The organism is Gillisia sp. CAL575, from assembly GCF_000403785.1.
Lineage (GTDB): Bacteria > Bacteroidota > Bacteroidia > Flavobacteriales > Flavobacteriaceae > Gillisia.
Window position 1 is genome coordinate 509,376 of the sequence record NZ_APHJ01000021.1, and the last position, 16,429, is coordinate 525,804.

Consider the following 16,429-nt stretch of genomic DNA (forward strand, 5'->3'; position numbering starts at 1 on the left):
TAGAGTTTCATCTAAAGCTAAATATGGATTTATTGGATTGGGAGAAAAATTACTTTTTTAATTCAAGTCCTCCTTTAAAGCATAGCAACGGATAATTAAACCTTCAAAACAAGGATTTAAGGTTTTTAATAGTTCAATAAAAATGTATTTTTGTTCCAATTCTATTCAAAGATGAAGAAAATACTTGCTTATCCTCTTTCCATTATATCTTACTTTTTTTTCTTTCTAACCTTGGTGGTATTTCACGGGATCCAATGGTTCTGTTTCACTTTTATTGGTAAGGAGGCTCATAAAAAATCGGTAGATGTTTTTAATTTTACTTTAATGCGCTGCCTAAATATTTTAGGAACAACTTTCAAAGTAGATAATCCACATAAAATCCCAACAGATGTGCCTTGCATCTTCGTTTCTAATCATCAAGGCCTCTATGACATTCCGCCCATTATATGGTATTTAAGAAAGCATTATCCAAAATTCATTAGTAAAAAAGAATTGGGAAAAGGAATTCCTGGAATCTCTTATAATCTTAGACATGGTGGATCTGCATTAATAGATAGAAAGAACCCAAAACAGGCTGTGGTAACCATAGCTAAATTTGCACAATATTTAAACAAAACCAACCACTCGGCTGTCATATTTCCAGAAGGAACTCGAAGCAGAGATGGAAAGCCTAAGAAATTTGCGGTGACTGGATTACAAATTATGCTTAAAAAAATGCCGAATGCTCTGGTTGTGCCAATAACCATCAATAATTCCTGGAAGTTGTTTGAATACGGTAGCTTCCCTTTGGGAATTGGCCATAAAATCACGATGAAAATTCATAGACCTATTCCAGCAAATTCGGAGGATGTAGATAGCATGATTGCAAAAGTAGAGCGTACAATTATCGCAGATATCGTATAGTTAGATATATTACAAAAAATTTAATTTTCCGCAGAATGACTTCAGAAAAAATTATAGAGAACACGATTAGTTTTGTTCAGGAAACATTAAAAGATGCTGAAGGAGGCCATGATTGGTTTCATATTCTTAGAGTTTTAAATAATTCCAAGTTAATTGCCGATACAGAGGAGGTGAACCTTTTAATTGTACAGCTGGGCGCCTTACTTCATGATATTGCCGACTCTAAATTTCATAATGGAGATGAAACTGTTGGGCCAAAAGTAGCTAGAGCCTTTCTAAGCACTCAGAATGTCACAGAAGAGGTGATTCTTCACGTTGTTAATATCATTGAGAATATATCCTTTAAAGGCGGAAACAGCAACCAAAAGTTCCAGTCTAAAGAGCTCGCAGTTGTTCAGGATGCAGATAGACTGGATGCGCTTGGCGCCATAGGAATAGCAAGGGCCTTTAATTATGGCGGATTTAAAGGACGAGGTTTGTATGATCCTGAGATCCAGCCAAACCTTAAAATGAGTAAAGAGGAATATAAAGCCTCTACCGCTCCAACCATCAATCATTTTTATGAAAAGCTATTATTGCTGAAAGATCGAATGAATACAGAGACCGGGAAGGCAATTGCAGAAAAGCGACATAACTATATGCAAGGTTTTTTAGAGCAGTTCTATGCAGAATGGAACGGAAAAGCTTAGCATAAAAAAGCCTCACTAGATAGTAAGGCTTTTTTTTATATAAATATTCTCTGCTACAACCAAGCACTCCAAGGAATTCTTGAAAGAACTAAGATTAATGCCAGCGTATAAAATATAGCTAGGATCTTAAATTTTGGTTGCGAGGTAAGTTTCTTTTTGTGTTTTGAGTAACCCATTGTAATAAGAACAATAGCAATAATCATTACCAAAGGATGCTCTACATTATACAATCTTAGGACTGAATCCTTCATTACACCACCCATTCCAACTTCACTCCACATTTTAAAGTACGGAGTTGTAAAATAAAGCACAAATCCAATAAGCAGTTGTAAATGCGACACTATAAGGGTGAACAAGGCAATTCTAAAATTAGTTGCTCCATATTCTTTGTTTGAAGCATAACCAACAATTGAATTGATAGATGCCACTACAAGAACAATAAGCACTAAATATGCCCAGTAAGAGTGTATAAATTGAATAGTTTCGTACATAAATAATGATTTTAGGTAAATATAGTATTAAATAAAAAAATCGCCTTGGTTTCCCAAGGCGATTTTAAATATTGTATTCTAAAAAATTTAGAAATTATAACTTACTGAAGCATTCCAAGTTCTTCCCCATCCGAAGAATACGTTATTTCTAGTATTTACACCATCATAACTTACATCATCTGCTCTTTCTCCTACTAAAATATTAGTATTAGATTCAGAAATGTAGATGTTATCTGTAACGTTATTTACATTCACTCTGAAACCTAATCTATTTTCTCCTAAGTCTAAACCATAAGAAACACCTAGATCTAATAATCCAAAAGAAGGTAATTCAAAAACATCAAAATCTGGATTATCTAATGCAGCTGGCGCATCGTAATCTGCATATAAATTATCTGCAAATCTATAAGTAGCATCTACCTTAAGGTTGTTGATAATTTCATAATCGGCACCTGCACTTGCTGTAAATTGTGCAGCGTTTCCAACTTTTACTCCGTCTAAGCTAAGAATACCTGCCTCTACACCTGGAATTGGATCTTGACTGTCATCAACGAAATTAGCCTGTACATCATCTTTATACTCCCAATCTCCTACAGAAAGCATTGCATTCCATTTAAATTTGTTTCCTACTCTTCCGTAAAAGTCAAATTCTATACCTTGGTGTACTTGCGTAATACCTTGGATGTTTGCACTACCTCTAATCTCTTCTGGTGTTCCTCTAAAGAATGTTGCAGAAGTTGATTCAAATCTATCTGCCCATGAAGTTCTATAAAGATTCACATTTGCATTGAAGAATTGAGAACGGAAACCGTATCCTAACTCTACTCCAAATACTTGTTCATTCTTAAGATTTGGATTCAAATTATTTCTGTTATCAGGATAAACTGCATCAAATAAAGGTTGTTTAGAATAGTATCCAATATTTCCAAAAACATTATGATTCTCATCTATATTATAGTTAAGACCCCCTTTAATGTTACCACCAATGATGTTTTCCCAATCTGTTTCCTGATTTGCAGGAGCTTCTCCAAAATAATCAATTCTCTTAAATCCTTGATTAGATATAGATCCTTGAACGAAAGCAGAAACTTTGTCTTTAGTATATTCTAACTGACCAAAAACTCCAGCCCATCTTACAAGACCTTCATTATAGTAGTCAATTTTTTCCTCGTCATCTATACTTTTAAATACATTTAAAGTATTCCCAACTGTTGGCTCATAAGTTTCAGTTAAAAAGCGATTCGCGTTGTTATCGTCTGCATTAGAAACGTAAACATCTCCACCCATTAGATCTACTAACCTTCTGTAATGAAATCCTTTATAAGAACGTAAATCTGCTCCAAAATCTAAAGTTAGATTTTCATTTAACTCAGTAGAATAATTTGAGATAATTCCAAACCAGTTATGAGAGTTTACAGAAGAACGCTGTGACATTCCATTTTCTGCACTTCGATCGTCATTACCACTATTTACATATTGTCCTTGGTAAACACCTTCCCCAGAATAAGTTTCTCTTGGATCTCCTAAAGAAGGAACATCTTGACCAGAATTCCACGCAACGATATCGTCAATTGGAAGTAAACCATCCTCTGTTAATGGCAATCTAAAAGATTGATTCCCATTAATTCTACCAATAGAACCTATAGAACCACCACGACCAAAAGAGGCGTAAGCTGAAGTAGATAATTTTGATTTATCTGAAACATTCCATTCCCAGTTTAACGAAGTTACTGGTTTGTGATAGAAGTTTCCAGCAAAAGTAAATTCTTCACCATTTCTATATCCAAAATCTGGATTGTACTTTTCATTTGGCTCTCCATCTTTACCATATTTAAGATAGCTTCCAAGACTTGTAAAAAACCCTCTTTGATTGTGCTGTTGCGGTGCACCTGTTAGCATGAAGTTGAACTCATGGTTTTCGTTAGCTTTATAACCAACACCAATATAATAGTTGTAACCTTCAAATTCTGTCCCATTAACATAACCATCCCCAGAAGTACGGCTTAATAAAAAAGATGCAGATAATCCATTATCTCCCAAGCCTGTATTATAAGAAGCTAGAGTTTTTAAATATCCATCGTTTCCAATAGATGCTTTTACCATTCCACCTTCTGCTTTATCTGCAGATCTGGTTACTACGTTAATAGTACCACCTACAGAAGAAACAGCTAATTTAGAAGAACCTAATCCACGTTGAACTTGTATTGCAGTAGTAACATCGCTTAAACCAGCCCAGTTACTCCAATATACAGCTCCATTTTCCATGTCGTTAACAGGTATACCGTTAATCATAACTGCAGAGTTTTGAGTATCGAACCCACGAATTGTAATACGCGAATCTCCGTAACCACCACCTTGTTTAGTAGCGTAGATAGAAGGAGTAGTACTCAAAATTTCAGGAAATTCTTGGTTTCCTAATTTTTCTTGAATCACTTCCGCTCTAATAGTAGAAACAGCAACTGGAGTTTGACGGTCCTTTGCTAAATCTGCAATTCCAGTTACAATAACTTCTGAAAGAGCATTAGCATCTGTACCTAATGCAATACTACCTAAGCTTTTTGTTTCACCGCTTGCTAGTGTAAACTTCATAGTCTTCTTTTCAAAACCAATAAAGCTAATTTGAATAGTTCCTGAAGTAGCTTGAACATTTAAAGAAAACTTACCATCAAAATCTGTAGTAGTTCCACTGTTAGTTCCTACTACCATGACAGTTGCGCCTGGTAGTGGGGCATTCATTTCAGAATCCATTACCGTACCGGTAAGGGTTCCTTGAGCAAAAATTGTAGCTGTTGTTAAAAACAAGGCTAATGCTAATAATCTCCTCATGCTTTAAATTGTTTGTGTATTAGTTTATAATTCGCGGCAAAAAACGTCATTTTCTAGAAAACCTACTTTAACTTAATGTTAAGATTTCAGAATTTAACATTTACCCGCAACAAACATAACATTTTTACACAAATGATTACCAGTGAAGCGCTTAAACCTATTAACGATTTATTAACAACAAGAAAGCTATGATTTTAAATAAAATTTTAACAGTTTATTTGTAGAATTATCATGATTTGAGACCTTAGACGTCTCAATTTCGGTAAGGATTTTGGATGCTAATTGCTTTCCTAACTCCACTCCCCATTGATCATAACTAAATATATTCCAGATAACACCCTGAATAAAGATCTTATGTTCATACATCGCAATTAATTCCCCTAAACTCATTGGAGTTAATTTATCTATTAAAAGCGAGGTAGTAGGTTTATTACCTTCGAATACTTTAAACGGAACCAGTTTTTTAATTTCTTCTGAACTAATTCCTTGATTAGTTAATTCTGTTTTAACCTCATCTTCAGTTTTACCCTTTAGAAGTGCTTCTGTTTGAGCAAAATAATTGGCCATCAATTTATCATGATGCTCCTTATCACCAAATAAAGATTGTTTATAACCAATAAAATCTGCAGGAATCAATTTAGTACCTTGATGTATCAATTGAAAAAAGGCATGCTGGGAATTAGTGCCCGGTTCTCCCCAAATAATATTCCCGGTTTCATAAGTTACAGGATTCCCATTTCTGTCTACACTTTTTCCATTGCTTTCCATGATTGCCTGCTGAAGATAACTCGGCAATTTTTGAAGATATTGCGTGTAAGGGATTACAGCTTCGCTCTCGGCTTTGAAAAAATTATTATACCATACACTTAATAATGCGAGTTGTACGGGAATATTCTTTGTAAAAGGTTCATTTTTAAAATGAAGATCCATTTTATTTGCTCCTTCTAACAACTCATTAAAATTTTGAAAACCTACTGCTAAGCTTACAGATAATCCTACAGCACTCCATAAAGAGAATCTACCTCCAACCCATTCCCACATAGGGAAAATATTTTCTTCTGCAATTCCGAAGCCCTTCACTTTGGAAACATTGGATGAAACTGCAACAAAATGTTTTTGAACAGCTTCTTGCGATGCAGACTTTAAAAACCATTTTCTGGAAGTGATCGCGTTGCTTAAGGTTTCTTGAGTAGTAAAAGTCTTAGATGCAATTACAAATAAAGTAGTTTCTGGATTTAAGGGCTTTAAAGTTTCATGCACATGGTCTCCATCTACATTAGAAATATAATGTACATTAAGATGATTCTTATAGAATTTTAAAGCCTCGGTAAGCATTGCAGGTCCAAGATCTGAACCTCCAATTCCAATATTCACCACATCTGTAAATACTAAACCAGAATATCCTTTTTTACTCCCAGAAATAATAGCATCAGAAAATGCTTGCATTTTAGCTTTAACCTCAAAAATTTCAGGAATAACATTCTCTCCCTCAACAAGCACCCTATCAGACTCTTTTGCTCTCAAAGCAGTATGCAATACTGGTCTATTTTCGGTTCTATTTATGCTCTCACCACCAAAATAAGATTCAATAGCTTTATCTAAACCGCATTCCTCAGCAAGTTCTAATAAAATTTCCTGAGTCTCTTTAGTAATTCTATTCTTACTGAAATCGACTAAAAAATCCTCCCAATGAATACTAAAATCATTGAATCTTTGAGGCTCCTCAGCAAAAAGCTGCTTCATTTCTACCTCTTTTATCTCTTCAAAATGTTCTTGCAATTTTTTCCATGCAAGTGTGGTGGTAGGATCTATGTTCAGCATACTAAATTTCTTTGAATGGAATTTTATCTAATTTTGTTTTGGTCAATTTTATTGAAGCAAAATAATCTTCTTTTAAATTATCTGCGATAGGCTCTGCAGCAGGTAAATTTTGACGAAAAGGATCTACTTGCTTTCCGCGAACCCAAAATCTATAACAAACATGAGGACCTGTTGCAAGTCCAGTACTTCCCACATATCCTATAACATCGCCTTGTTTTACTCGTTGTCCAACCCTAACATTTCGTTTGGACATATGAAGATATTGTGTGGTATAGGTATCATTATGTTTCACCTTAACGTAGTTACCATTACCCCCTGTGTAACTAGAAGCGATCACAGTTCCGTTGGCTGTAGACCAGATTGGAGTTCCATGTGGCGCAGCATAATCTGTTCCTTTATGTGCTTTCCATCTTTTCTGAACAGGATGATATCTATTTCCTGAAAATCTTGAAGAAATTCTACTAAAATTTAATGGCGCTTTTAAGAAGAAACTCTGCAATGGTCTTGCTTCCTCATCATAAAAATCTGACTCTCCTTTTTCTGGATCTGCCATATAATCAAATGCATAATAAGGTTTTCCTTGATGAACGAAGACCGCACCTTCTATACTTTCTATTCCTGCATATATACTATCATTGATAAAACGCTCATTATAGACCATTTTAAATTGATCACCTTTCTGCAGCTTCCAAAAATCTATACTCCATTGGTAGATGCTACTTAATTCATGGGACAAGAGAACGCTTAATCCTTGATTTGAAATCGCTTCTGAAAGACTACTAACAATAACACCAGAAACGGTTTTTCGTTTTATTGTAACCGGCTTTTGAGATTTGAATGCTGCAATGTTTTTTCCAATATTTACAACGGTATAATCAATCTTATCATTTTCATAAATAAAGTATTCTGGAGTACCTACCGAGTCTTTAGCTTTCAAAATAACATAGGGCTTCCCAACCACTAACCTTGTTGGATTAAAAGTTTCGTTGCTAACCTGCTCTGTGATTTCATAAACTTTAGCTCTGCTTACACCTTGGTTGTCTAAAAGCTCACCAAAACTATCCCCAGAACGAATGGTATCCCTAACAACATCGTAATCATTAAGAACGAATCCATATTCCTCTATTACTGGAACCACTTCTTTAACCTTAACCTCACTTATTTCCTTATTACTATCATCTTCCTTCTTGCACGCGGTAAATAAAACCACTAATAAAAGCAAGTATTTTATATTCTTCAAATTCAATGCTATTTTTGTGAATTAAACATATGTGTTACCCATTCTTTTCCCCAGTTTTCAAATTCTTCCTCACTCCATAAGTTCGGAAAAAAGCTGTTTTTCTGAAAGCTAGGCGGTAAAAATTCTTTCCAGTTTGTTCCACCCGTGGCAGAAATGGTCTTATTATCCTTATTGAGATATCTGTGTGCTGCACCCATGTGCATTAACAACCAATTAATATTAATGTTTGTATCAAAGTTGCGCAAACCTTCAATTAATAGTGAATTGTTTTTTTCTTCCTCTGGAAGTTGCAGGTATTTATGATATAAGGTATTTCCCTTCACCTCATTCGCAATTCTCAAAAACCTTGGCGTATACCTGAGTTCAAACTGTTTTAGTGTAAGTGTTTTTTCGCCTGTAGAAAGATCTATTCCGCCTTTTTTCCAATAAATATTCTCGTAAAGTTCTTCAATATTATTTTCTGAAGAAAAATTATGACGCTCTTTAAAAGGAATTAAGTGCTGAAGCGGAGTTGCATTGATCTCTATCATTCGAAATTGTGCAGATTGAAATCCGCTCGCTGGCAATAAAGCCATTCTAAACTGAAGGAATTGCTCTCGCTCCATCCCCTTGATCATTACATCAAAAGAATTTATAAGAATTCGAACATACCTATTAAGGCGAGTTACTTTTTCAATAAAATAAGCTGCAGTTAGATTTACCTCAGCAATAATTTGCTTTTGCTCATGTAAAATCAGCTTAAAATATAACTCCGTAATTTGGTGGTAAGTGACAAATATTTCCTCGTCTGGAAAATGAGTTTTTGGATTTTGTAAGCTTAATAAGGTATCTAAACCAATATAATCCCAATAGGTAAGGTATTTATCATACAAAAGCCCATCTAGATAAGAACCCATATCCTGACCAGAATTCTTGAATTTTTCTTCAAGCAATAAAATTCTTTCAGCAATCTCGGGTTTAATTTCGTTCATTCTTTTAATTCATTATTATTTTAAGCTGATGTTTTAAGCCCTTAAATTCTTCCAGATCAGCCTCAAGTGCACCAACAGCCAAATCTGCTTCAATTTTTACTGGAATCTTATTTTTATCATCACTTATCCAAAAAGTGAGACTTTCTTTCTCTTTAAAAACTCTTCCAGCCATAACAAATGGCCTGAATTTTAAAGTGGCAATTTTACCAAATTTTGTGCTTAAAACTTCCTTTCCAAGGAACTTTAATTTAAAATCATGATTTTCTTGATCAAAGAACATATTTAAATGCAGCTCATCACCAACGTTTAAAGCACTTGGGTTGATTTCATTTCTAACAAAATAAAATGCAGATAACATATCATGTACATCCTTCTCTGTAGTATATGTTTTGTTCTCATTATGTTTCTTATCAAATACTTCAGCCTTATTATTATCATGATCAAACTCAATCGTGAGATCTTTAGTATGCCCACCTTCATTTATCTTTCTAACAAATCTATATGGCAAGCCTGTTCTTTTATCTATATAAGTTTCATAATTATCATCTACTTTAAAAAACAAATGCAGTAAACCAGTAGATTTTCCCTTTCCTACTATATGATAAACTTTTTTATTATTTAGCGTTGTTTCATTTACGCCAATAGTGGCATAGCTGGCATTAAAAGGACCATAGTGAATTCTAAATTTAAACCATTCTCCATCTTGGAAAGCTTTTTGAGAAAATGAACTTAATGGTAACACTAGCAGGAGGAGACAAAAAATTGTAAATCTATTTTTCATGTATTGGAGCTTTAATTAACACCTAATGAACTTATTTAAGTTTTATTGATAACAAAGAATTACAATTTCCATTCCAAATGTATAAAACAAAAAAACCCCATCAAATTAATGATGAGGTTTTTATCTTATTAACCAACTAAAACTTAAATTATGAAAAAAATTTAATTCAATTTTGGTAACCACTCCGAAATTGCGGTGCAAAAGTCCTGAGATTTAGTCTATTTTGCAAGCCTAAAATAAACTTTAACTCAAAATTTGTCAAGTCTGCAATTATTTGGTTCTTATCTAATTAAGTCTGTTATTATTTAATTATTTCTACAATGTTCCTCGCAATTCTTGCTCTCTCTCAATAGACTCAAACAAGGCTTTAAAGTTCCCTGCGCCAAAACCTTTTGCTCCCATTCGCTGAATGATCTCAAAAAACATGGTTGGTCTGTCTTGTAATGGCTTGGTAAAAATTTGTAAAAGGTAGCCTTCTTCATCTGCATCTACCATAATTCCTAAACCTTTTAATCTTTTAAGATCTTCACGTAGCTCATGACTAAATTCTTCCAACCTTCCAGGGATCGCATTATAATATTCATCTGGAGGAGTAGATAAAAACTCAATTCCTCTAGATCTTAAATCTGTAACCGCTTTGATGATATCATCTGTAGCCATCGCAATATGCTGAACTCCAGGCCCTTCATAGAAATCTAAATATTCTTCAATTTGGGATCTTTTCTTTCCTTCAGCAGGCTCATTAATAGGAAACTTAATTCTTCCGTTTCCATTACTCATTACCTTACTCATTAAGGCAGAATATTCGGTATGGATTTGTTTGTCATCAAAAGAAAGAAAGTTAACAAAGCCCATCACATCTTCGTACCATTTTACCCAGATGTTCATTTCATTCCAACCTACATTTCCTACCATGTGGTCAATATATTTTAACCCAACTGGCTCTGGATTGTAATCTGACTCCCACTTCACATATCCTGGCAAAAAGGCTCCATTAAAGTTTTTACGCTCTATAAACATATGTACAGTTTCCCCGTATGTGTATATTCCAGCTTTTACTACCTCTCCATTTTCATCTTTTTCTACCGTTGGCTCCAAATAAGATTTAGCACCACGCTTAGTAGTTTCTTCGTAAGCAGATCTAGCATCTTCTACCCATAGAGCTACCACTTTAACCCCGTCTCCATGCTTTACAACATGCTTGTTTATCTCTTGTTCAGAATTTAAAGGAGAGGTAAGAACTAGCCTAATCTTATCTTGTTTTAACACATAAGAAACTGTATCTCTACTTCCAGTCTCTAAACCCTTATAAGCCAGCGATTGAAATCCAAATGCAGTCTTGTAAAAATGTGCTGCTTGTTTCGCATTACCAACATACAACTCTACATAATCTGTTCCTAAAAGTGGCAAGAAATCTTGCGCTCCCTCAAATATTTTTTCTAATCCGTAATTTACTGACTCTATCTTTCTGCTCATTGTTTTAATTTTTGAATTCATTCAACCTCTTTTTCGCAATTTGGGGCATCTAATTTACCACATCGCTCTAGCTTGAACAGAAATGTTTTCCTTTTTATCCATCAATTAATGATCTAACCATGATTTATGATACGTATCGTCTGCTATTTTCATAGCTTCTTCTGTTACCATTAATGGTTTAAATGTATCTACCATTACTGCAAGCTCTTCTGTTTCAGTCTGTCCAATACTTCTCTCTACAGCTCCTGGGTGCGGTCCATGAGGAATTCCCGCGGGATGCAATGAAATATGCCCTGCTTCAATATCATTTCTGCTCATAAAATCGCCATCTACATAATACAATACCTCATCGCTATCTATATTACTGTGGTTATATGGTGCAGGAATACTTTCTGGATGATAATCATATTTTCTAGGACAAAAACTACAAACCACAAAAGCATCGGTCTCGAAAGTTTGATGCACTGGAGGTGGCTGATGGATTCTACCTGTTATGGGTTCAAAATCATGTATAGAAAAAGCATATGGATAATTGTAACCATCATAACCTACCACATCAAAAGGGTGAGTAGCATAGATCATATCAAAAATTTCTCCTTGCTTTTTTACTTTAATTAAAAAGTCTCCTTTTTCATCGTTGGTTTCCAATTCATAAGGCTGCCTTAGATCGCGCTCACAAAATGGCGAATGTTCTAGCAACTGCCCAAAGTAGTTTCTATATCTTTTAGGAGTATAAATAGGTCTTCTGGATTCTACTATAAAAAGACGATTATTTTCATCGTCAAAATCCAACTTATAAATTACTCCTCTCGGGATTAATAAGTAATCTCCATATTTGAAATCTAGATTCCCTAAATGGGTTCTTAATTTCCCGCTCCCTTTATGAATAAAAATCAGCTCATCTGCGTCTGTGTTTTTATAAAAATAGTCATTTGTGGACTCCTGTGGCGACGCCAGTATTATATCAACATCACTATTTGTAAGCATCACTTTTCTACTTTCCAAATAATCTGGATGCGGAATGACCTGAAACCCTCTAAATCTATAAGACTTTATATTGTTTGCCGTGGCAACTTTCGGCTTAACACTATAGCTCCCTCGTATTTCTTTAACCTGTGTAGGTCTATGCTCGTGATAAGAATTAGACGACATCCCATCGAAACCTATAGTTCCAAAAAGTTGTTCCGAATACAAGCTGCCATCTGGTTTTTTAAAAACTGTATGGCGTTTATGTGGAATTTTCCCCAGCTTATGATAAAATGGCATGAGATCTCAGTTTTAGGTTAAAAACTTCAGTTAATAAAGTTTACTACTTATATGTGAAGTTTACTATCAAGTCTAACAAATATCGCTATTTTTTATCAAAAATATACTAAAGAAGCCTTAAAACTAATATTGTCACAACAGGACTCTATTGCTTATTTAATCCTGAAAATCTACTTTTTTTAGTATAAAAAAAGCATTTAATCCCATTTCATTTTCTGAAGTCTTATCGCATTTAAAATAGCTAAGAATGCTACCCCAACATCAGCAAAAACCGCTTCCCACATTGTGGCCAATCCACCGGCGCCTAAAATAAGCACAATTATTTTTACTCCAAAAGCTAAAGCTATATTCTGCCACACGATCTTTCGAGTAGAACGGCCTATTTGAATAGCCCTCGCGATCTTACTAGGTTGGTCTGTTTGTATTATAACATCTGCAGTTTCAATAGCAACATCACTACCTAAACCTCCCATAGCAATTCCAACATCACTTACAGCCAAAACCGGAGCATCGTTTATTCCATCTCCTATAAAAGCTACTTTTCTGCCTATTTGTTTCTTTAGATTTTCTACTTCCTTTAGTTTGTCCTCAGGAAGTAACCCTCCTTTTGCACTGTCAATTCCAAGTTCTTTTGCAACTTGTTGGGTGATAGAATCTTTATCTCCAGAAAGCATTATTATTTTTGAAATACCAGATTTCCGAATTTGTTTAATGGCTTCGTGTGCATCCTCCTTTAATTCATCTGCAATAACTACATAGCCAGAAAATTTACCATCAATAGAAACCATAACAATAGATTCCACAATCTTGTCTGTGTCAGAGGGAACATCAATTTTGTTAGAAGTCAGCAAAGCCTTATTTCCAACTAAAACGCTTTTAGCATTCACCGTTCCTTTCAATCCCTTACCTGCAATTTCAGAAACATTGGTTGCCTCAAAATCTTGTTCTTCGGCTTTATATTCCATAATCGCCTTAGCAATGGGATGGGTAGATTTTTCCTCCATCGCCATTAAGTATTTCATGAATTCAGACTCTTCCCTACCAATGGCTTTTATTTCTCTTATTTTGAACACTCCTTTGGTCACTGTTCCGGTTTTATCCATCACGACCGTATTCACTTTGGTCATTTCATCTAAAAAAGATGCGCCTTTAAAAAGAATCCCATTCTTTGAGGCCGCTCCCAATCCACCAAAATATCCCAATGGGATTGAGATTACTAAAGCACAAGGACAGGAAATAACCAAGAAGATCAAGGCTCGATACAACCAGTCTTCAAACTCATAATTTTCAACAAAGAAATATGGTAAAATCGTTAAGGCAATTGCAAGAAAAACAACAATGGGTGTATAAACTCTAGCAAATTTCCTGATAAACAATTCAGTTTTAGATTTTCTTGCAGTGGCGTTTTGCACCATATCTAAAATTCGTGCTATGGAGCTATCTTTAAACTCTTTGGTAGTTTCAATTTCTATTACCCCATCAAGATTAATGCTTCCCGCAAACACTTTTTCGCCCTTTGCTAAAGTATTAGGTTTACTCTCTCCTGTTAAGGCGGCTGTATTGAACGAACCTTTTTCAGAAAGTAAAATCCCATCTAATGGAATTTTCTCACCTACTCTAACTTGCACTTTTTCTCCAATTGCAACACTTTCAGGATCTACCGAAATATAATTATTGTTGCGATAAACTAAAGCTTCATTCGGCCTTACATCTAGTAAGGCTTTGATGTTGGATTTTGCCTTTTTCACAGCTGCATTCTGAAACAATTCACCCACAGCATAAAACAACATTACTGCAACTCCTTCTGGATATTCACCAATGGCAAAAGCACCTATTGTAGCGATGGACATTAAAAGAAATTCCGTAAAAAATTCACCCTTAATAATGCTATTCCACCCTTCCTTAATCACAGGAAATCCTACAGGAATATAGGCAACAGAATACCAAACAATACGAATCCAATCTTTAAAAACTGAAACATCAAAGTAATCAAGTCCAATTCCAATAATCAGCATTGCAAAGCTGAAAATAGCGGGTAAATAGGTTTTAAAATTGGACAATTCTTCAGGATTTGCATGGCTATGACCATCATCGTGATTATGCTCACCAAAATGTTCTTTTGTATTGAGGTCTCGAAGATTTAATTTTTTCTTTTTCATCTATTTAATTATATAGAATAGTCTGCTTTTTAATTCTCATTCAAAAATAATGAAGTTTAAAGTGCAATAGAAGTGCATTATTTTCCGCTGCATTTCTCGCAGATACCCTTTACTACCAAATTAACATCTTCAGCCAAGTAGCCGTCGGGTAGACTTATGTGTGGGATCTTGTGATTGGTTAAGCACACCGTTTCCCCGCACTTATTGCAATGAAAATGCAGATGTAGATCTGTATCTACCTCGCAATTGCAATTTTCTTCACAAAGCGCAAATTTGTTAATTCCCGATCCGTCATCTATAGTATGCACGATTCCGTGTTCTTCAAAGGTTTTTAAAGTTCTGTATAAAGTGGTACGTTCAGATTTATCAAAAGCATTTTCAATATCGGTAAGACTTGCAGCCACACTTTGCTCTTCTAAATATTTGAAAATAAGGATGCGCATAGCCGTCGGCCTTATTTTCTTTTGCTCTAAAAAATTATCTATGTCCTTTATCATTTTAGCTAGTTATTCAAAAAACTAGGAACGAGCCTAAGAGGTATATTCCCATTTTTAATATGGAGAGTTCTATTATCATAAATTCATTAAACCCGTATTGAGGAATTAATGTCCATGGCCACCACCGTCTTCACTATTCTTAGCAGTAGCCAACAAGGTGTTTGCGTCTTTTAAAACTATAGTAGCGGTTTTAAAATCAAGCTCCTGTTCAACTGGATTTATTTGTATTATACCCGCTTCTGATGAACCTGTTTTCACTTCTATCATTTCAAAGTTATGCTTTTCAACTCCATTTTCTTCATTGCTTCCTTTGCTAATAAAAATATAGTTTTTCGCATTAAATCTAACCACAGCATCTTCTGGGAGCGTATAACTATCTGAAGTTCCCGTTTCAATTCTTGCATTTACAAACATTCCAGGCCATAAATCTTCATATTCCTTTAATAAGTGACCGTGCACTGTAATACTTCTATCATCGCGAACACCACTTCCTATCAGATACACCTCAGCTTCTTTCCAACTTTCGGGTTTATTAGCTAAGCTAAATCTTATTTTTTGACCAGTTCTCACTTTTGTTATATCACTTTCATATACTGTAAGTTCTACATGTAAATCCTTAGCATCTGTAACGTCCATAATAATATCTTCAGGGCCTACAAACTTTCCTATATTGCTAAAAACTTCTCGTACCTGCCCAGTAACAGGAGAATATATGTTCACGGCAGAACTAACCTTTCCTGCCTTTAAACTTTTTAGATTCACCCCAATCAATCGCAATTTCTCTTCCATTGCATTAATTTGAGCTCTATTTGTATTATACATACTCTTAGCTTGCTGATATACTTTTGCTGAAGAAACCTTTTCATTATACAAGATTTCTTGTCGCTCAAAATCAGTTTTCAAGTATTCTCCTTTTGCTAAAGTTTCTAAATAGTTTTGCTGAATATCTATAAACATAGGATTTTCTATAACTGCTAAGAGTTGCCCTTTTTTCACCTTTGTTCCAGGCAACATTTCTGTATATTTTAGAAATCCACCGTAAGGGATATTAATCGAGATATTGCCTTGTGGCGGCACATCTATAATTCCGTTTACACTAATCTCACTACCTAGAGATCGCATCTCTGCTTTGCCTATTTCAATATTGGTGTTCTTAAGTTGTTCATTGGTTAACTCAATATGGTTTTCATCTTCTGAATGTTTCTCTGCTTTCGCCTCTGTTTTTTCTTCTGAAACAGATTTCCCACAACTTATCATAGAAATGAAAAGGAATGCTAAGACTATTTTTGATATTATATTTTTCATTTTG

At 34.7% G+C, this 16,429-nt stretch carries 13 protein-coding genes; 2 read left to right on the top strand and 11 right to left on the bottom strand.

The window, feature by feature from the left end; translation table 11 throughout:
- The first annotated feature begins 171 nt into the window (after window positions 1-171).
- Entirely contained in the window at window positions 172-903 is a 732-nt protein-coding gene (locus I130_RS05025; RefSeq protein ID WP_034920089.1) for a lysophospholipid acyltransferase family protein, read from the top strand.
- 35 nt (window positions 904-938) lie between these two features.
- Entirely contained in the window at window positions 939-1,592 is a 654-nt protein-coding gene (locus tag I130_RS05030) for an HD domain-containing protein (protein WP_034920091.1), read from the top strand.
- A 53-nt stretch (window positions 1,593-1,645) separates the two neighbouring features.
- On the opposite strand, the gene I130_RS05035 is transcribed toward I130_RS05030, so the two are convergent.
- From I130_RS05035 to I130_RS05085, 11 genes are all read right to left on the bottom strand, one after another.
- Window positions 1,646-2,083: a hypothetical protein gene (locus I130_RS05035; RefSeq protein ID WP_034920094.1), complete on the bottom strand. Its 438-nt coding sequence runs from the start codon at window positions 2,081-2,083 to the stop codon at window positions 1,646-1,648.
- An 87-nt stretch (window positions 2,084-2,170) separates the two neighbouring features.
- A complete protein-coding gene (locus I130_RS05040) occupies window positions 2,171-4,909 on the bottom strand; it encodes a TonB-dependent receptor (protein ID WP_034920096.1) in 2,739 nt (912 codons plus the stop codon).
- 186 nt (window positions 4,910-5,095) lie between these two features.
- Window positions 5,096-6,730 carry a glucose-6-phosphate isomerase gene (pgi, locus tag I130_RS05045; protein WP_034920098.1) on the bottom strand — a complete coding sequence of 545 codons (1,635 nt, stop codon included), beginning with the start codon at window positions 6,728-6,730 and terminating at the stop codon, window positions 5,096-5,098.
- A gap of 1 nt (window position 6,731) precedes the next feature.
- A complete protein-coding gene (locus I130_RS05050; protein WP_051119625.1) occupies window positions 6,732-7,970 on the bottom strand; it encodes a peptidoglycan DD-metalloendopeptidase family protein in 1,239 nt (412 codons plus the stop codon).
- 8 nt (window positions 7,971-7,978) lie between these two features.
- Window positions 7,979-8,941 carry a tryptophan 2,3-dioxygenase family protein gene (locus I130_RS05055; RefSeq protein ID WP_034920103.1) on the bottom strand — a complete coding sequence of 321 codons (963 nt, stop codon included), beginning with the start codon at window positions 8,939-8,941 and terminating at the stop codon, window positions 7,979-7,981.
- A gap of 4 nt (window positions 8,942-8,945) precedes the next feature.
- Window positions 8,946-9,722: a DUF3108 domain-containing protein gene (locus I130_RS05060; RefSeq protein ID WP_034920106.1), complete on the bottom strand. Its 777-nt coding sequence runs from the start codon at window positions 9,720-9,722 to the stop codon at window positions 8,946-8,948.
- Window positions 9,723-10,037: 315 nt separating this feature from the next.
- Entirely contained in the window at window positions 10,038-11,198 is a 1,161-nt protein-coding gene (hppD, locus tag I130_RS05065) for a 4-hydroxyphenylpyruvate dioxygenase (protein WP_034920500.1), read from the bottom strand.
- Window positions 11,199-11,303: 105 nt separating this feature from the next.
- Window positions 11,304-12,464 (bottom strand): homogentisate 1,2-dioxygenase, encoded by a 1,161-nt coding sequence (locus I130_RS05070; RefSeq protein WP_034920108.1) that lies wholly within the window; start codon window positions 12,462-12,464, stop codon window positions 11,304-11,306.
- Between the two features lie 197 nt (window positions 12,465-12,661).
- On the bottom strand, window positions 12,662-14,623 hold the full coding sequence (locus I130_RS05075; RefSeq protein ID WP_034920110.1) for a heavy metal translocating P-type ATPase: 1,962 nt from the start codon (window positions 14,621-14,623) through the stop codon (window positions 12,662-12,664).
- Window positions 14,624-14,700: 77 nt separating this feature from the next.
- Window positions 14,701-15,120 (bottom strand): transcriptional repressor, encoded by a 420-nt coding sequence (locus tag I130_RS05080; protein WP_157480503.1) that lies wholly within the window; start codon window positions 15,118-15,120, stop codon window positions 14,701-14,703.
- Between the two features lie 105 nt (window positions 15,121-15,225).
- On the bottom strand, window positions 15,226-16,425 hold the full coding sequence (locus tag I130_RS05085; protein ID WP_034920112.1) for an efflux RND transporter periplasmic adaptor subunit: 1,200 nt from the start codon (window positions 16,423-16,425) through the stop codon (window positions 15,226-15,228).
- Window positions 16,426-16,429 lie beyond the last annotated feature (4 nt).